Source organism: Echinicola sediminis (assembly GCF_054777495.1).
In genome coordinates this window covers 49,875-67,086 of sequence record NZ_BAAHAP010000027.1, presented here as the reverse complement: position 1 = coordinate 67,086, position 17,212 = coordinate 49,875, and the positions used below count along the sequence as shown (strand labels likewise).

Below are 17,212 nucleotides of genomic sequence, written 5' to 3'. Positions count from 1 at the left end.
GGTTCGCAATAGCCTGCCCCGATCACTTTCGGGGACGCAGCGATCCTATTTCACTGCTTTTAAATCGAACTCGGGTTCATACCTTAGCTATTGTACGTTACTTTTTCCAAGTCTTAGAATCCGGGTTAAAATCTGCGGGTTTTGGCGGCAAGTTGTATGTTATATTGCTATTAATCAGGCCAAAATATGACCCTCGTGGAGTACCTTCGCCTGGGGCTGCCACCCCAGGTTATTATTAGTTCGCCCCTTTGGGGCTGGCCCTTTCTCCGCTGACTCACACACTACAACAAAATATTATTTGTGTAGGACCCAGAGAAATCTACTTATGAGACAGCCTCTTTTAATGGCATTAGAATATTATTAATTTGCATGCTTAATATCTTTTAGGGACGAATTAAACAGGAAATGGAGAGCAGAACATTTGAATATCCAATGACCATCAAGGAATTCCATTTGGACACCTTTGGGCATGTAAACAATGCCACCTATCTGGAAATATATGAAGAGGCCCGCTGGCAGTTTATCACCGAAAATGGCTATGGCCTGCCGGAAATCAAAACAACAGGCTTAGGCCCGGTCATCCTGGATATCAAAGTCCGCTTTATCAAAGAACTAAAGCTAAGAGAACAAATCACCATTTTTTCCAAAACAACCGGATACACCTCCAAAGTAGGGACCATACAACAATGGATAGTGGACAGCAAGGGCAACAAGTGCTCGGATATAGAGATGAGCATCGGCCTGTTTGACACCCATGCCCGGAAGCTGGTAAAGCCCACACCGGAGTGGCTTAGGGCTATTTCCTGATTTAGATATTAGACGCTAGATGTTGGATAAAAGACTGGATTGTCCTGGCGAGAATGTGTGTTGAATTGAATACGGCGGGCAGTGGAAAGAGTTTTTTTTTCCTGTATGCAAGCCTAATAGGTACATTATAAGATCATTGGCAACCATTTTTCTGCATAGGGAGCACAGGAGATCGGATCGGGTTGGGACAGGACTGAATACGGGCGTGTTAGATCAAAGATTGACTTTCGGTATAGTCCATTCGACAATTTTTCAGTCCTTATTTCAAACCGTTGGTTTTTAAGTCCAGCTATAAGGTCTAAACGATAAATCCTACAACAATGAAATCATCAGCACAGCATTCGCGTCGAAACTTTTTGGAAAAATTTGTCCTGGGCACCGTATCCCTTACCGGCTTGGCAGGTTTTGGACAGGAACTCTTGGCCAAACCGATGAGCTCTTCCACTGCTCAACCATTGTTCTCATCAAAGGAAAACGATGAGAAGAAATTCGTTCCGGTCATGATCACGCCCTTTGACGAAAACGAAAACATCGATTTTGATGCCCTGACCAAACTCATTGATTTCTATCAGTCCTGTGGGGCCAAGGGGTTCTTCGCCAATTGCCTCAGCAGTGAAATGTACCAGCTTAGCAATGAAGAACGGCTGGCACTGGCAAGGCATGTGGTGACGCGGGTGAAAGGGGGAATGCCCGTGGTTGCTACGGGATCCTTTGGGGGTACCATCGAAGAAAAGGCCGAATTTGCCCATAAAATGCATGCTACCGGTGTGGATGCGGTGATTCTGATCACTGGCCATTTTGCCGAGAGGGAGCAAGACGACCGGGTGCTGATTAAGAATCTGGAGAAATTTCTGGATCTTACCGGGGATATTCCTTTGGGGACCTATGAATGTCCTTCACCCTACAAGCGAATTATCAGCCCTGAAGTGTTGCGGTTCATGCTTTCCACCAAGCGTTTTGTCTATCATAAAGACACCAACCTGGAGCTGGATAAAATAAAAGTCAAGCTGGAAATTCTCAAGGGGAGTTCTTTGGAGTTTTACGATGCCCATACACCCAATGCAATGGAATCCCTGCAACTGGGTGCACGTGGCATGTCCTGTATTGCAGGCAACCTCTATCCTGAACTCTTCTCCTGGATGTGCGCCCATGCCACTGATCCGGCCAAGCGGAAAGAGGTGGAATGGCTGCAGGGAGAGCTCACCAAGGCAGATGCCATCATTTCCAAGGGCTACCCTACCAGCGCCAAATACTTCCTTCAAAAACGGGGAGTCCCAATTCTGCCCATCTGTAGAAAAACGAAAACTCCCTTGACGGCTGAGCAAATGCAGGCCTTGGACGCCATCCATGCGGTTCTTCCTGAATGGCATAAGCGCTTAGGCATCAGTGTTAGGTGAAAGAGCATAGACGCCAGATATTAGACAAAAGAGGGGATTGTCCGGGCGAGAAGCGTTAGGGGATGGAATTTTTTTTGTCCTGCGTTTGCAACGCGGGTTGGTCTGTCTGGATATTTTTAATTAGTCAGGTGTTTTGGGATTGCAAACATGAATTGGTAAGTCAGGAAGGGACTTTATATACAATACCCCAAAGAATGTAACACATAATGGGTTTATTGATTATATTCAAATGCATATAGTTTTTAGTGAAAGCATGTAATTATATCTTTTTACATATAATTTTTTATATTTGCTATAGGTTATATTTAAAAGCGTATAATGAAAGATTTATCAGACTTCGTCAAAACGCGTAGAAAAGAAGTAAATCTTACCCAGGAAGAGTTTGCAGAACGCGCAGGAGTGGCATTGACGGTGATCCGAAAGATCGAACAGGGCAAGACCAACCTGAACATGGAAAAAGTAAACCTAGTGCTTAGCATGTTTGGACATGAGCTGGCTCCCGTCAATAGTAGAGACTTAGGTGAATGAGACAAGGCAAGGTATATTATAAGGAGTATTTGGCCGGTATCATTATAGAAACGAATGATGGCGAATATGTTTTTCAGTATGATGAGCAATATGTGAAAGATCATCCCAATGATTTTATTACTTTCACCATGCCTGTCAGGGAAAAACCATATAGGGACAATCGGCTTTTTTCATTCTTTGATGGACTTATTCCCGAAGGCTGGTTATTGGATATTGCCTCAGAAAATTGGAAAATCAATAGCAATGACCGTATGGGACTTTTGCTGGCCTGTTGTCAGCATTGCATAGGTGCGGTAAGTGTTAAACCAATACCAATAGAAGATGGAGAATAAATGCTTGTATTGCTATGAACCTGTTCCAAAAGGGCAAGACTTTCATAAAAAATGTTGCTCCGCCTTTTTTGGTTCTCCGACACCTCCTGAAATCGAGTATTCGCTCCATCAAATGGATGAATTGGCAAAGAAAATTGTTGAGCGAAGCGTGGCTGTACCAGGTGTACAGGCTAAACTATCAATGACCCTGGTGAAAAAAGCAAAAGAAAAGTCAGATACAAGATTGACCGTTGTAGGTGCATTGGGAGGACAATATATTTTGAAGCCGCCGTCTGACAAGTTTCCCGAAATGCCCGCAAACGAACATCTAACTATGCGTATAGCTGAAACTTTTGGGATTCGGGTAGTGCCTTCTACATTGATTCGACTAGCTTCCGGAGAACTTTCCTATATCACCAAAAGGGTTGACCGTATGGATTCAGGAGAGAAGATTCACATGCTAGATATGTTTCAGATCACAGAGGCATACGATAAGTATAAGGGGGCTATGGAGAAAGTCGGAAAGGCATTAGATAGTTATTCCGAAAATACTTTGCTGGATAAGGTTTTTTATTTGGAGCTGGCACTGTTTTCATTTATCACAGGAAATAATGACATGCATTTGAAAAACTTTTCTATGATCCAAAGTTCCTCCGGATGGGGATTAGCCCCTGCCTATGATTTGTTAAATGTGGCGATCATACTCCCAGGAGATACCGAAGAGCTTGCGCTGACCCTGGAAGGAAAGAAAAGGAAATTGCGACGGGAACAATTTGAGCGGTTGGGAAAAGGCTTGGGGCTAACCGACAAACAGATCCTGGCGACTTTCAGACGTATGGTAAAACATCGACCTAAGGCATTGGAATGGATCGGCAAATCATTTCTCTCAGAGCATATGAAAACTGCCTATAAGGGAATGTTGGAAGCAAGGTTTCAACAGTTGGAGCTTATAAAATAGTGTCGTATTTTTTCTAACCCCCGTTTGCAATGGGGAGTGGCAAATCCGGGCATTTTTAGATTGTTGATGGATGAATTGTGGCGTTAATAAAGGCTGGGATTTATTAGAACTCGTTGCAAACGAGGACTAGATAGCGGTTTAGCAGTATCCTTTGCAAGATAAAACTTGGCTAAGTAGGCCTGCTATTCGAAGTTTGAGATTCTTACCGGTGAAGTGAGGCGTGTAGCAATTTTGGAGGATTTACCGTCTGGGCTAAAAACAATTTTTAGTTGATATGAAAAAGCTCCTCTTACTATCATTTTTCCTGATCCATAGCCACCTACAAGCGCAAGATAAAACCAACTGGGATTTTGGGATAGCTTTTTCCTTGGACCAATTGAATTTGGGAGATGGGATGGGCGGTATAATCACCCAAGGAAATGCCAATGGCTATGGGGTCAATTTTGACCGGACAAACTTTAGTTTAGGCGTGAACGGCAGGTATCCTTTCTGGGAACGGCTCGGCCTATCCTCCGGGATTATTTATTCCAATAAAGATTTTACCGGAACCTATGACTGTGCCGCCTGTTCAATTGCCTCTTCAAATTATTTTTTCTATGCTCCAGAAAAGATTGAACAGCAGTTTTTGACCATCCCTCTATCTTTGGATTACAGTATCTTGACAGGGAAGCTTAGGCCGGTACTTTTAGGAGGGGTTAAACATAATGTGGAAATCAAAAACGGTCTGGAAGCATATAGTAAAGGATACTTTCTGGAAGGGTTTCTGGGGGCAGCCCTGTATTATAGATTAGTGGAAAAGGTTTATTTGGGCATGGGCTACCGTTACCAGACGGCCCTATCTGATTTATACAAAACCGATGACTTTAAGCTAAGAACCAGTAGTTTCTTTATAGAGGTTAATTATTCTTTTCGATAAATTGGAAACTAGTCAATGGGTATTTCAGGGATTGTCTTAAAAAAATAGCTTAGCTGATTTTCTTAATTTTTCACCAATCATATCAAAAAATACCCCAATTTGGCATTAACAATTGGATCAAGAATATAAAGTAAAAGTTCATACCTGTTGTGGCAATTCAGCCTATGGAGAAGTCATACCAAATATCAAAGGAAGGCATTTTTAAATCTCATAAATATTTGAGAGAACATTTCTATTTTCTACCTGTTGCAATGATTTTGGCCATTCCATTTTCTCACTATGTCAAGGACAAAACCTGGGAATTCTCTTATACATATGGACCTCCAATTGCAGTAGGTGCATTCATCGCCCTAGGGGTTATTCCAACTCTAATTATGCATTTAATACACTGGAAAAAATCTCAGGGATTTTCAGTATCCATTGATTCCAAAAACAGAAATATTAGGTTTAATCTGAACGAAAAAGATTCGTTTACATTCAGTTTTGATGAGTTGACAGTTGTAGAACATCTAACACTGTATCAGCAAGACAAAAGACGCCTTTCAACTGGCTGGTCCAATTACTCATACCTTCAAGTCAAAACGCCTGATAATAAGGAATTCCAAATTAGCTCGTTAATCCTAACGCAGGAAGAATTTCCAATTGAAGCTGTAACAACCAAGTATACTTTTTGGCCATCAATAAGCAACCTTTATCAAGATCATCAACCGGAAATAGAAAGAATGGAACAGCTTAGAAAAGAAAAACTGAACTTTTGGAAGAATAAATTCTCAGATTTAAGCCCAGAAGAACTCCATTCAAGACTGGAAAGGCCTAAGGACTATGCTGAACTCCCAAGAACAGCGATGGAACAATTGCTGAATGAAAAAAGTCATTGATATTCAATTTTATTGCCTTTGGATTTAGGTATTAGCAAATAGTGAAAAAAGAAAAGATGAAAATTGGTGATAGGCATCATATTCAATTTGAATTGGTTTTGACTAAGGATAAGCCAACAAATAAACTATCAAAAATCAATTTCTATTTGGGAAAAAAATTGATTTCTAATGAGGCAGTTTATGTGCCTACCTATATTTTACGTTTTCAAAATTTGCTGAATAAATTAAATAGTGAACAATTTAAGGATATCAAATTTGATAAATTATCACATGAACAGGCTTATGGATTGCTGATGAAAGAGAGGGAATGTGAAGAACCCCGGTTTTTTAGACATTTATTTCAGCTTGATGAAACCATTGATCAATACACCATTTTCATTTTTCAGACTGATTTATTGATCAGGTTTGTGTGGTCTTGTTGGGATAGAGATAATTGCAATGCTGACCATGAACTGGACGTGGTTAATGCCGTGCAATTTCCTATTGAAAAAGTGATTTTAACCGTGAAAAAACTAATAGTTGAACTTAAACAAAATATGATTTAACAATTGCAATTAGCGCATTTTGAAAAAATGCCTCCTTGAATTAGACTAGAAAAATGAAAAATATTAAAAAGTTATATCCAGATTATTTTGGATGGGGATTATTATTTCTGTTTGCTATCTGCCTCAATCTGATCTTATTATGGTTTATCCATCATGGGGTGAATCTGGAAAAGGAATATAGATTTGACCTTCAAGGATATTCTTTGGCCTTTGTTGCAGGAATCCTCTTTTTATGGGATATTTATGAAATTTGGATATTGGTTCAATTTTTAAGGATAGAACTTGGTAGAAAAATAGAATTTGATGAGGTGACAAAGACACTGCTTATTTATTGCCGAGAAAAAACGGAAATACTTCGAATCAATGATTTACAAGAAGTTGTTTTTTCAGGGCCAAGGTTTAACAGTAGAACACTTACTCAACATCTTTCCTATTCTCAATTAAATTTCAAGTCACGAGAACCACTTATTATTACTTCCTTTGTGTTGAACACTAGCAAACTAAAAAAGCTTCTTGGAAATGGTCTTTATAGAAAAACTGAACTTGATAGGGGACTTTTTGAGGGAATAAGGAAAAAGTAGTTGTCTATAAAGTAAAGAGAAATATTCAAAAGCGATAGATTTACATTGATAAATTTCAGTATTTTCAATTCGACTTTAGGATAAATTATAGCGTTTTAAACGCTTAATTTAGGAGTGACTAGGGAGGGGGATAATGAAAGCTGGTGGGATAGCTGGGGGAAATGTGCAGCAGCAGTCCTGGGAGGTGCAGGCGGTGCAGCTCTGGCAGGAGCATATTTACCAGCTGCAGGATGCACGGTTGTTCTGCCACTTGTAGGTACAGTTGCTTGTGGAACTGCTGGAGCAGTAGTTGGAGATGTTTCAGGAGCATTGACTGCTTTAGGTACCGCGGACGCCTGTTAAAAAATAAATGATAAAGACCATGCGAATAGAAGAGCATAAGAGAAGGTGGGTTATAACATTAATCATCACGTTTTTATTTCTTAGAAGTCTGTATCTTTTTATAGAAAAAGGAATTCCTAATGGTTTTCAACATTGGAAATTTTATGCCTCTTTATTGGGAATGATAGGATTCCTGCTTCTTTTTGTTTTTTGTGTAATGACATGGATTAAAGGGAAGCAACATCAAGAAAGAGGATAGTATTTTAAAAGCTACTGTCTATAATATGCAAAAAATAACTCATCTGGGGTGTTTTTTGGTTTTAGGGGATTTAGTAGGTTTAAGGGGCTTTTTTTAACGCCTGAAAGTGTTTGGAAATGGAGTGTGAAATGTAATAGATCTAGGGGCAATTAATGTTCTTCAATACTAATTGCCAGTAATAGAATGAAACAGATAATAGGATACGTAATAGCACTATTTGCTGGATTTTTGGTTCTTATGGGAATCCCAACACTGGTTTATATGTATTTGACACATACAAATCTTGAACATCTCTTAACACTTAATGTACTTTTGATTCTTGCAATCGGTCTTTTTCAAATGGGATTATACTTGATTAGTGCCAAAAAACGATTGAATTTGATCCCTTCTAAAAATGTTGGGTTTACCTTGCTTGACAAGAAAATAAATGTCATTGCTTGGAAAAGGCAAATAAATGTTATGAATATTACAGGAGTTGTGATTGGTGTTTTAAACCTGATACTGTTCATGACCAGTAATTATGACATTAATCCGATTAATTTGATCGCAGTGGGTGGACTCACTTATCCAATATTCGGTTATTTTGAGACTTCGAATGCTATTAAAAAGAATTTTAGTAATATGACAGTTGAGTTTATAAGAAATGGTGAGTTTGGAAGAATTAAACTAGATGATAAAGTAATAGATTTCAAGATTACAGATTTGGTAAACACTCAATTGATTGATAATTATATCTTTACTCAGAATTCAAGGACTAGGGAAATATTAATAATACAGACCGATATCATTTAAGATGTTTTACACTTCACCTCAATTTATTTTTTTTATAGAAGGCTCACCATTAGCGGAGGATAGTTTGAAAAACTTATCCGTGGGATTTATAAAGTATGATTTTGGTCCTGATGAATTAATGCTCTATGAAGTTAAATATGATAAAGGCAAAAAACAGATAGTTTCAATTGAAAAGACTTACACGGAATTTGGCCTAGCAAAGTACGGGCTTCTCAAAGAGGTGAAATAATAGCTGTTAAATCTAACAAGCATTTGTCAGAAGGGTATGATTTCAGAAGTCCTCTTTATAACCCTTATTTGAAATGCGGGTTGCTAAATCAGCGCATCTGAAATGCAGCATTAGCATAAATTATGGCGTTAAAAACGCAAAGATTTAAAAGTCCTCGTTACAAACGAGGACTAGAGTTGGGCAAACCAAGAACTAAATGAGTTCCGCGTTAGAGATGGCGGGACCTTTCGACAAGCTCAAGGGCCGGAAGCTAAAACGCCAGACTTTTAATGCATAAAGTGATCTGTCATCTATGTCACTAAAGTCTAGCGTCTCAAATCTCACATCTATTCCCCCTCAAAAACCTCAATCATAACTGGCCCATCAATTCCAGATGGCATCACTTCCCAGCCGGAAGCGTCGAAGGATTTGTAATTGATATTGACAAAGTTAATTTCGTGGTAATTGCGCCATTCCATGCCTTGCTGGTCCATATAGCGGATACGGTTGGCCATGAGGTTGGCGACTTTGATCTTGATTTCGTTTTCGCCGTCTTTTAGGAATTCACCGATCCGTAACTGGTAAGGAAGGCTCCAGGCATAACCGGCTTCCTGTCCGTTGATCCAGACTTTGGCACTTTCATAGACCTTGCCCAGTTTAAGCAAATAGCTTTTTCCGTCTTCTTTTTGAAGGGTGAAGCTGCTGCTGTAGGTGGCCTGACCGGAGAAATGGTTGGCGGTTTCGTCTGCCAATTCGGTCCATGGCCTGATGGTTTCCATGGTTTTGTCTTCCGGAATTTCCGGTCCGCCCTGATCGAAATGCAATTGCCAAGGGCCGTCTAAAGTGATTTGCTTATTCGTGGTGTCAAGGTATTTCCAAGTAGGGATATCGGTGTGGGCTACTTGGCTGGCCTGTAAGATCAGGCTTTGCCCGGATGCCAAATGAACCTTTACCATCGTCTTTTCTCCCTCGGCATGGCTTTGCGCCAGGCCTGCAGCTCCGCTCAACGGGTCCAGGATGCTTACAGTTTGGGCGCTTAGGTTCAGCGGGATTTCCTTTTGGATGGCTTGGGCAGTATGGTTCACCAAGAAGTAGTACTTGTCCTGGCCCACTGCCCTGCGGATAAACTGTAGCCCGGTATCGGCCAGTTCTTCCCTGTTGATGCTTTCCGCTTCCAGGGCGGTTTTAAATTCATGGTTCAGGATCACCTTGCCTTTGCCGTAGGAGGCCTTACCCTGTTCATCAAAGCTAAGCTGCTCCCAGGCTTTGTTCAGGGCCGCTTTTCTTTCTTCCACTTGATCAAATCCCGGTACATTCTTGGGCTGTTCCTGGAAGATGACCGTAGCCCCTGCTTCGGCCAGTTTTAAAATGCTTTCCAGGGTTTTGACCGGAAGGTATTCCATGGCCGGGATCAGCAGGGCCTTGGCAGGACTGGCTTTTTCATGGGTTTGGAGTTGCCCATTCACCACTTTTGCTCCCTCCAGCAATTTATCAGAAGCGAAATCCACAGAGTAGCCCTGCTTCATCAGGGCGGTGGACTGGGCATAAAACTGCGTCGGGTGCAGCCAGTGGTCGATATGGTGCACGGAGATCATCTTGAACATATTGCCCTCATCCGCCCAGACATCATATACCGGCCAGTACATGATCAGTTCATTGTCGGGTTTTCCGGTCTGCAGTACGGACTGGCAGCGGGCAATGTATTCATTGAAGCTTTTAAAATGCGGCCAAAGGCTGTTTTGCTGGGTCAGGTTTAGGGAAGCATAAAACAGCCACCCCGGAAAGTCTACCTCCTGAGGAGAGTAAGTTACCCCATGATAGAAAATATGGTTGATGCCCGCCAAAAAGGCCTGGTCCACTTCGGGCTTCATCTGGGAAAAGGAACTCTTGAAATGCTCACCCAGCCAGGTAAAGGTCTCACAGGAGATCAGGTCCTTACCTGCCAGGTGACCGGCAGAGGAAGCAAACTTCAGCATAATGGGATCGGGATCCACATTGCGGATATCGGCACTGTCCCTGCGCAAGCCCGGAATGGGGAAATAGCTGGACCCAAAGGTCTCGCATTCGGGAATGTCCACGGCCGCATACAGGTCGATCAGGTTGCCCGGAGAGCCATGGGCCTGGTTTTTGGTCAGCTTGCCTTTATCATGTGCCCAATCGGTCCATCTTTGGGTGAAATGCTCCAAGAGCAGTTCATGCAGGGTTTCCCGGTAATCGGACTTGATACGGCGCGCTTTTTCGCTGTTTTCCTCCCCAAGCAATTCCGGTAGATAAGGCTTAAGGTCATAGCCCCTGCGTTTTTGGAACTCTTCCAGGTAATCGGCGGTGAAATTGGCCCCATAGACTTCAAAGCTGTCGTTATAGAAGCCTCGGATGCCGGGGAAATCCTCTCCAAAGGCTTTTTCAAATTCGGAAATATAATCTGCCACGGCTTCTTTGGCAAAGTGGTCCAGGGTATAACCCTTACCTCCTGGGGCGGCCCTTTTGACCATTTGACCGGTTTTGCCATTATAGATGGCCTTGATTTTCCAAGTGCCTTCAGCTTTCCAGCTGATCTGCCCATTTTCTGATACCTGTGCCGTGATATCTTCTACTTGTCCATCGTTTCCATAGGCCATGACGGCCAGCAGTTGTGGGGAAAGTTCCGGACGTTTTTCGTCCTGGATATTCAGGTCTTGCGCAAATGTTCCCGGCCCCACAAATTCAAAATCTTTGGTCACCAGCTTGGAAGCGGCAAATTCAGGTTCCACAAAAGGTCCCCCAAATGGCCATCCGGTTCCCTGTGTCAGGTCCACGCCCATCTGTAGGCTGTCGGCCACATCCACGGTATAGTGAAGCATGTCCAGCCAGGGCTTGGATAGAAATTCAAGATAAGTGTCCTCATAACCTTTGGCCCCATAGATAGGGGCGATTTCCACTCCGCCAATGCCGGCATCCGCATACTCCTGCAAAAGATAGCGTAGGTTTTTTTTGTCCACGGCATTGCCCATCCACCACCAACGGGTCCAAGGTTTGGCGGTCTGGCTGATTTCCGGCCAGCTGCCTGCCTGAATCTGTGGAGTGGTTAGGGATTCGGTGCTTTTTTGGCAGGAAAATGTAAATATTGCTGTGACTAAACTTAAGGAATAAAGGCCTGTTTTGAGTTTCATGAATGGGTTATTTATGGTCAAATTGTGTCCACGGATTACACGAATTGTCACGAATTTTTTTTAGTTGTCCAGTCTGCTGAGCCCTCAGCAGAACAGCTATAAATATTATCCACAGATGGACACAAATACACACAGATGGATTTTATCTTTTTATCATTAATCTGTGTTTATTCCTTTCATCTGTGGATAACTCCTTTGTTGTCCGCTTCCTGACTTCCCTCTCGGTAAATCGGGACAGGCTCTCAAAGGGGAGAGATCGATATCGAAAATGATATCGAAAAGTCCCCCTCAAGGGGGATCCAGGGGCTTAAAGTGTAAACACCTCCTTCAAGGGCACGCTTACCGGGGAATTGTCCGGGTGGGTTTCCATGATGTCGGCCATATAGGCCCACCATTTTTGTACGATTTCGGTACTGCCCAAATCCTGGGAAGAGCTATCCCCCGATACCGTCTGCACGGCAAACAGGGTAGAGGTTTCCCTGTCCAGGAAGATGGAATAATCCACCACCCCGCTGTCTTTTAACAGTTTAGCCAATTCCGGCCAGATTTCCCGGTGTCTTCTCTCATATTCTTCCTCATGGCCCGGAAACAGTTTCATGCGGAAAGCGATTTGTTTATTCATGTTTTTCAGGTAAATATTGGTCCACGAATTACACTAATTTTCACTAATTATTTTTCTGGTTGTCCCTCAGCGCAGCTGGCGGGACAACCAGCACCAAAGTAAACTTCGTGTAAATCCGTGTAATTCGTGGACTTTCTTTCAAATCAATCTTGCAAGATGTCAAAATAAAAGTACAAGGTTCTTTTGATCGGGCCAAGTACTTTGTTCTCCTCGCCCTGTGGGCCGTAAACGCCCGCATTGGAGGTGATGCCCAGTGCCAGTTTGCTGCCCAGCGCTGGAATGCCGTCCAAGAAGGAAATGTCCCCAGTAGGAAGCTTAGGGTAGGCTTTTGGGCCAGAGATGCCATGGAAATCAAACAACCTGACAAAGAGCTCGTCCTCAGGTGATACCACATAGAATTTGCCCTGTGCGGTGTTGATCTCCATCCAGGCAATATCGCTGAAGTAACCCTTGAACTCTGGGTATTCCCAAGGCGTGGCTCCGGTATGGGTGTTGTTATAAAGGTTTTGGTGCAGGCCAAATTGACCCTGTGGCCTGTTTTTCCATACCCGGTAAGGCCCTTTGCCCAGCCATTTGGCACTGATGACATTGGATTCAGGATAATCAAAACTGATGCCCATGAATGGATATGCTCCTTCGGGCAACGCATATTCATAAGTTAGCTCCACCCATCCGTTTGGCTGTATGGTCCATTGGGCATATTTCAGGGAACCCTCATAACTGACCTTGAAAATCTGATTCCCGTCCAGCTCCTCATGATTCACCGAACTCACTTTTCCATCGCCTTGGGTAAAGGTAGGACCATTATTAAAGGAAAGCTCGGGACCGGAAGGCTTTTGGATGCGGGCAAGCTTGCCGGTTTTCTTGTCAAAGGTAAGGGTGAAACCTCCCCCGCTGATGGAAAACAAACTGTCCAAATCTTTATATGCTCCTTTACCTCCTTCGTTCTTCGCCTGGATTCTTGCCATCAAGCGCTTATCAGGAGAGATGGGCCAAGACCAGGTGTAAATTTCATCTCCATGAGGGTCAGTGGCGGTAAGCCTTAGCCCCTCTTGTTCTTGCCAGTTGTCGGGCAGAGGGATCTGGATGCTGCCCGTTTCCAAAGGTTCTAGGTCCGGTCCTTGGAATTGGCCTGAAATTATCCGCTGGTAACCGTTTTGGGTATGGGAAGGCTGGTGGTAATCCACCAATTCCCATTGGAAGCTTACCTCCTTCAGGTTGGTGAAATGGTAGCGGTTTTCCAGGGCAATACGGCCATCAAAATCTTCAGCTAATCGGTCCAATTGGATTTTTACAGGAGAGTAAATCTCTTTGATGGCATAAAAGCTGCCCTCTTTTTGTCTGAAAGGCCCTACCAATCCATCAGGGGCATTGAGGCGGTTGACATCGATTTTATTACCGATATCGGTTCTGATGATTCCCTCATCTGCCAAGACCCAAAGATAACCTCCGCCGGACATTTTGGACTTCCACATCAGTTCCCAGTAGTCATGGAGGCCGGCTGCGGCACCGCCATCGTCCTGACCGTGCAGGAATTCGGTGGGCATATAAATGAGGCTGTCACTTTTGAACTTATTGATAAAGCTTTTATAGTTTTCATAATGGTCGGTGTCCACCCCGTTGAAGGCATTGCCCGGTCGGTGGTGGGCATGCAGTACAGGGCGCTTGGAGGGATCATACAGTAAGAAGTCATCGTCCAGTTCTTTATTGGTGCCTCCCTCGTTGCCATTGCTCCAAAAGAGGATGGAAGGGTGGTTGACATCCCTTAGGACCATTTCCTTGACCAGTTTTTCACCCGGTTCGGTGGCATAGGCATTTTGCCATCCCCCAAGCTCGTTCATCACATAAAGTCCCAAGGAGTCACAGAGATCCAAAAAAGATGGATCCGGTGGGTAATGGGCCGTGCGGACCGCATTCATGTTCATTTCCTTGATCAGCATGACGTCCTGAAGGTCAATCTCCCGGGTAAGGGACCTTCCGGTTTCCGGCCAGAAAGCATGTCGGTTGACGCCTTTCATCTTCACTTTGGTACCGTTGACATAGATGCCGTCCCCTTGTTTGATTTCTATGCTGCGGAAGCCGAAGCGTTCCTTGGTGGAAAATACCGTTTGGCTGCCCTCTTTCAAGCTGAGGTGCAGCTCATAAAGGTTGGGGGTCTCCGAGGTCCATGTAGCGATATTGTCCAGTTGGTCCTCCAAAAGGGTTATTCCACTTTTGTCGACTTTGGCCTCGAAAGTGCTGATCACCTTTCCTTGCAGGTCTGTAATGGTGGCGCTGATATTACTTTTGCTGGAGGCTTCTTTGGTATGGACTTCTGCCTTAAAGCTTCCATCAGCTTCTGCAACAATGGCAGTATGTGCAATGTGCTGCTTTGGAAAGGCTTGCAGGTAAACCGGCCTGAAAATCCCGCCGAAGATCCAGTAATCCGCATACCGTTCGGCCCTGTTTACGGAGTGGTCAGCGGACATTTTGCTGACCGTGACCTCCAAGAGGTTTTCTTGTCCTGGTTTTACCTTATCTGTTATGTCATATTTAAACCGGTAAAAGGCGCCTTGATGGATGTCCCCGGCAAGCTGGCCGTTTACCTTTACTTCGGTATCGGTCATGGAACCCTCAAATACCAATTCTATCGTTTTGCCTTCCCATCCGCTAGGCACGTCAAAAGTATGTTTGTATAAGCCCTTTTCGTCGGCAAATTGAAAGGACTTTCCATAGGTATGGTAATCTCTTCCGTAATTATAGGAACCAAAACCCTGCTGTTCCCAATGTGAAGGAACTTCGATGCTGGTCCAGTACCCGCTGTTTCTTCCGCCTGTGCAGTAAAAATCCCAGGTAACGGTATGTTTGCTGTCAGTACCGCTTAAGTATCGGACTTCTTTTTGCTGGGCAAACAACAGCTTGGGCGAGGTGAAAAATCCTGTCAGCATGCATAATGCAGCGATCAGGTGAAGGTGTTTTTTGAATGGCTTTGATAATTTAAACTCCATGAAGTAAGGTCATTTAAAACTATTTAATCAACTAATAAAAGAACTTGTCCGCTAAAAACTGTTATGGTCTGGGTGGGGAGGGACTTAGTTTGATTTTTTTTAACCATTAAGGAGTTAAGGGGAATTAAGGTTGGGGTTTGTTTTTGGGAAAGAGGAATGCTTCATGTTCTTCATACCTTCACTTTCTTCATGTTTTATTCTTTAGACCATTAAGGGGTTAAGGGGGATTAAGGCTGGTGTTGGTTTCTGGAGGAGAGGGTTTCTTCATGTCCTTCATACCTTCACTTTCTTCATGTTTATATTTTTTAAACCATTAAGGAGTTAAGGGAAATTAAGGTTGGTGTTGTTATGGGGAGAGAGTAGTTCTTCATGTCCTTCACACCTTCACTTTCTTCATGTTTTATTCTTTAAACCATTAAGGAGTTAAGGGAAATTAAGGTAAGTGTTGTTTTAGGTAGAGTGGAGTTCTTCATGCACTTCATACCTTTACTTTCTTCATGTTTATATTTTTTAAACCATTAAGGAGTTAAGGGGAATTAAGGTTTGGTGTTGGTTTGGGAAAGAGGAATGCTTCATGTCCTTCACACCTTCATTACCTTCATGTTTATATTTTTTCAACATAGAAGCGAATTAAGGCTCAATACCTGAACGGATTTTATTATATTGATTATTAAGCTGTTTCGATGATAAGTTGGTGATGGATAGGTGTTGGTTTTTTTATCAAATTTTTATAGGGATGTCTTCATTTTTGAATATGACCAAATTGGATGTTACCCAGTTATCCTATGAAATAACAGGATGTGCTATAAAAGTGCATAGGGAATTAGGTCCTGGCTTGTTGGAAAGTGTATATCAACAATGTCTATCTTATGAATTAAGAAAACAAGGTTTTGCTGTAACAGAGCAAACACTTGTTCCTGTGGAATACTATGGGCAAACGATTGAAACAATTCTCCGGTTGGATATGCTAGTGGATGATTGTGTGGTAGTAGAGTTAAAAGCAGTAGAAAAATTACTGCCAGTTCATGAGGCTCAGCTGCTAACTTATATGAAGCTGTTGAAAAAGCCGCAGGGATTGCTTATCAATTTCTTTACAGAAAATATCAGTAAATCTATGAAGCCCATGGTAAATGAATATTTCCGACAACTCCCTGACTGAGTTGAGGATCAAGGCTTACTTTATTCAAGGAATAGGAGTCCTTCATGTTTTATTTTTTTTAACCATTAAGGAGTTAAGGGGAATTAAGGTTTGGTGTTGGTTTGGGGAGAGAGTAGTTCTTCATGTCCTTCATACCTTCACTTTCTTCATGTTTATATTTTTTTAACCATTAAGGAGTTAAGGGGAATTAAGGTTGGTGTTGTTTTGGGGAGAGAGTAGTTCTTCATGTCCTTCATACCTTCACTTCCTTCATGTTTTTATTTTTGAACCATTAAGGAGTTATGGGGGATTAAGGTTGGTTTTGGTTTGGGAAAGAGGAGACCTTCATGCTCTTCATACCTTCACTTCTTTCATAGTTTTGTTTTTTTTAACCATTAAGGAGTTAAGGGAAATTAAGGTTGGGGTTGGTTTTGGGGAGAGGAGCCCTCATGCTCTTTTTCAAACATAACACCTTAATGTTTATTTTTTTTAAACAATTGAGGATACAAGTGTGGCTTGGTTTAAGACGGGCACGCACCTGAATGATGGCAGGATACTCCATAACAGCCGGTACAAGGATCAAGCATTTGGTGGAGATTGTTTTAGTTTTATTTTTTCTTTAAATAAGTAATAAGTAGGGGTTTGTGAATGTTTTGATAGTTTTTTTATGAGATAGAATATTATTTTGTTTATAAATTGAGATTTTTCGGTGAAAATTTCAAACGTTTGAAAAAGGCGATTTACAGGACAGTTCAGTACAAGAATGATTTTTCTATCCTCTAGATTAGGGGTACTCAAATTGGGAAAAACTGATG

16 protein-coding genes are annotated in these 17,212 nt (G+C 42.5%); 13 read left to right on the top strand and 3 right to left on the bottom strand.

Annotated features, from left to right (window positions below; all coding sequences use genetic code 11):
• Window positions 1–405: 405 nt before the first annotated feature.
• From ACYVAA_RS09310 to ACYVAA_RS09255, 12 genes are all read left to right on the top strand, one after another.
• The gene (locus ACYVAA_RS09310; protein WP_460540839.1) at window positions 406–807 is read left to right on the top strand and encodes an acyl-CoA thioesterase; all 402 of its coding nucleotides are present in this window, start codon (window positions 406–408) and stop codon (window positions 805–807) included.
• Between the two features lie 320 nt (window positions 808–1,127).
• Window positions 1,128–2,204 (top strand): dihydrodipicolinate synthase family protein, encoded by a 1,077-nt coding sequence (locus ACYVAA_RS09305; RefSeq protein ID WP_460540837.1) that lies wholly within the window; start codon window positions 1,128–1,130, stop codon window positions 2,202–2,204.
• A gap of 318 nt (window positions 2,205–2,522) precedes the next feature.
• Window positions 2,523–2,732: a helix-turn-helix domain-containing protein gene (locus ACYVAA_RS09300; protein ID WP_460540835.1), complete on the top strand. Its 210-nt coding sequence runs from the start codon at window positions 2,523–2,525 to the stop codon at window positions 2,730–2,732.
• Window positions 2,729–3,064 (top strand): HipA N-terminal domain-containing protein, encoded by a 336-nt coding sequence (locus tag ACYVAA_RS09295; protein WP_460540833.1) that lies wholly within the window; start codon window positions 2,729–2,731, stop codon window positions 3,062–3,064. Before ACYVAA_RS09300 ends, ACYVAA_RS09295 begins: the two co-directional genes overlap by 4 nt.
• The gene (locus ACYVAA_RS09290) at window positions 3,054–4,001 is read left to right on the top strand and encodes a HipA domain-containing protein (protein WP_460540831.1); all 948 of its coding nucleotides are present in this window, start codon (window positions 3,054–3,056) and stop codon (window positions 3,999–4,001) included. The genes ACYVAA_RS09295 and ACYVAA_RS09290 overlap by 11 nt, the downstream gene beginning before the upstream one ends.
• Before the next feature lie 274 nt (window positions 4,002–4,275).
• Window positions 4,276–4,917 (top strand): outer membrane beta-barrel protein, encoded by a 642-nt coding sequence (locus ACYVAA_RS09285; protein ID WP_460540829.1) that lies wholly within the window; start codon window positions 4,276–4,278, stop codon window positions 4,915–4,917.
• A gap of 164 nt (window positions 4,918–5,081) precedes the next feature.
• Window positions 5,082–5,795, top strand: coding sequence for a hypothetical protein (locus ACYVAA_RS09280; RefSeq protein ID WP_460540827.1), 714 nt, complete (start codon window positions 5,082–5,084; stop codon window positions 5,793–5,795).
• 41 nt (window positions 5,796–5,836) lie between these two features.
• Window positions 5,837–6,340, top strand: a complete 504-nt coding sequence (locus tag ACYVAA_RS09275) for a hypothetical protein (RefSeq protein ID WP_460540825.1) — start codon at window positions 5,837–5,839, stop codon at window positions 6,338–6,340.
• Window positions 6,341–6,393: 53 nt separating this feature from the next.
• Complete coding sequence (locus tag ACYVAA_RS09270; protein WP_460540823.1) at window positions 6,394–6,921, top strand: hypothetical protein; 528 nt, start codon at window positions 6,394–6,396, stop codon at window positions 6,919–6,921.
• A gap of 114 nt (window positions 6,922–7,035) precedes the next feature.
• On the top strand, window positions 7,036–7,263 hold the full coding sequence (locus ACYVAA_RS09265; protein WP_460540821.1) for a hypothetical protein: 228 nt from the start codon (window positions 7,036–7,038) through the stop codon (window positions 7,261–7,263).
• 421 nt (window positions 7,264–7,684) lie between these two features.
• A complete protein-coding gene (locus ACYVAA_RS09260; RefSeq protein WP_460540819.1) occupies window positions 7,685–8,293 on the top strand; it encodes a hypothetical protein in 609 nt (202 codons plus the stop codon).
• A 1-nt stretch (window position 8,294) separates the two neighbouring features.
• Window positions 8,295–8,522: a hypothetical protein gene (locus tag ACYVAA_RS09255; protein ID WP_460540817.1), complete on the top strand. Its 228-nt coding sequence runs from the start codon at window positions 8,295–8,297 to the stop codon at window positions 8,520–8,522.
• Between the two features lie 326 nt (window positions 8,523–8,848).
• Here ACYVAA_RS09255 and ACYVAA_RS09250 read toward each other — a convergent pair whose 3' ends face one another.
• The 3 genes from ACYVAA_RS09250 to ACYVAA_RS09240 form a co-directional block, all read right to left on the bottom strand.
• Window positions 8,849–11,650: a glycosyl hydrolase family 2 protein gene (locus ACYVAA_RS09250; RefSeq protein ID WP_460540815.1), complete on the bottom strand. Its 2,802-nt coding sequence runs from the start codon at window positions 11,648–11,650 to the stop codon at window positions 8,849–8,851.
• A 307-nt stretch (window positions 11,651–11,957) separates the two neighbouring features.
• Entirely contained in the window at window positions 11,958–12,272 is a 315-nt protein-coding gene (rhaM, locus tag ACYVAA_RS09245) for an L-rhamnose mutarotase (RefSeq protein WP_460540813.1), read from the bottom strand.
• Between the two features lie 143 nt (window positions 12,273–12,415).
• Complete coding sequence (locus tag ACYVAA_RS09240; RefSeq protein ID WP_460540811.1) at window positions 12,416–15,259, bottom strand: glycoside hydrolase family 2 TIM barrel-domain containing protein; 2,844 nt, start codon at window positions 15,257–15,259, stop codon at window positions 12,416–12,418.
• A 736-nt stretch (window positions 15,260–15,995) separates the two neighbouring features.
• Here ACYVAA_RS09240 and ACYVAA_RS09235 point away from each other — a divergent pair.
• Window positions 15,996–16,418 carry a GxxExxY protein gene (locus ACYVAA_RS09235; RefSeq protein ID WP_460540808.1) on the top strand — a complete coding sequence of 141 codons (423 nt, stop codon included), beginning with the start codon at window positions 15,996–15,998 and terminating at the stop codon, window positions 16,416–16,418.
• The last annotated feature ends 794 nt before the right edge of the window (window positions 16,419–17,212 follow it).

Bases quoted from the DNA above. Each gene is read 5' to 3' on its own strand.
- ACYVAA_RS09310 (WP_460540839.1), top strand. From the start codon at position 406: ATGGAGAGCAGAACATTTGAATATCCAATGACCATCAAGGAATTCCAT.
- ACYVAA_RS09305 (WP_460540837.1), top strand. From the start codon at position 1,128: ATGAAATCATCAGCACAGCATTCGCGTCGAAACTTTTTGGAAAAATTT.
- ACYVAA_RS09300 (WP_460540835.1), top strand. From the start codon at position 2,523: ATGAAAGATTTATCAGACTTCGTCAAAACGCGTAGAAAAGAAGTAAAT.
- ACYVAA_RS09295 (WP_460540833.1), top strand. From the start codon at position 2,729: ATGAGACAAGGCAAGGTATATTATAAGGAGTATTTGGCCGGTATCATT.
- ACYVAA_RS09290 (WP_460540831.1), top strand. From the start codon at position 3,054: ATGGAGAATAAATGCTTGTATTGCTATGAACCTGTTCCAAAAGGGCAA.
- ACYVAA_RS09285 (WP_460540829.1), top strand. From the start codon at position 4,276: ATGAAAAAGCTCCTCTTACTATCATTTTTCCTGATCCATAGCCACCTA.
- ACYVAA_RS09280 (WP_460540827.1), top strand. From the start codon at position 5,082: ATGGAGAAGTCATACCAAATATCAAAGGAAGGCATTTTTAAATCTCAT.
- ACYVAA_RS09270 (WP_460540823.1), top strand. From the start codon at position 6,394: ATGAAAAATATTAAAAAGTTATATCCAGATTATTTTGGATGGGGATTA.
- ACYVAA_RS09260 (WP_460540819.1), top strand. From the start codon at position 7,685: ATGAAACAGATAATAGGATACGTAATAGCACTATTTGCTGGATTTTTG.
- ACYVAA_RS09255 (WP_460540817.1), top strand. From the start codon at position 8,295: ATGTTTTACACTTCACCTCAATTTATTTTTTTTATAGAAGGCTCACCA.
- ACYVAA_RS09250 (WP_460540815.1), bottom strand. From the start codon at position 11,650: ATGAAACTCAAAACAGGCCTTTATTCCTTAAGTTTAGTCACAGCAATA.
- rhaM (WP_460540813.1), bottom strand. From the start codon at position 12,272: ATGAATAAACAAATCGCTTTCCGCATGAAACTGTTTCCGGGCCATGAG.
- ACYVAA_RS09240 (WP_460540811.1), bottom strand. From the start codon at position 15,259: ATGGAGTTTAAATTATCAAAGCCATTCAAAAAACACCTTCACCTGATC.
- ACYVAA_RS09235 (WP_460540808.1), top strand. From the start codon at position 15,996: ATGTCTTCATTTTTGAATATGACCAAATTGGATGTTACCCAGTTATCC.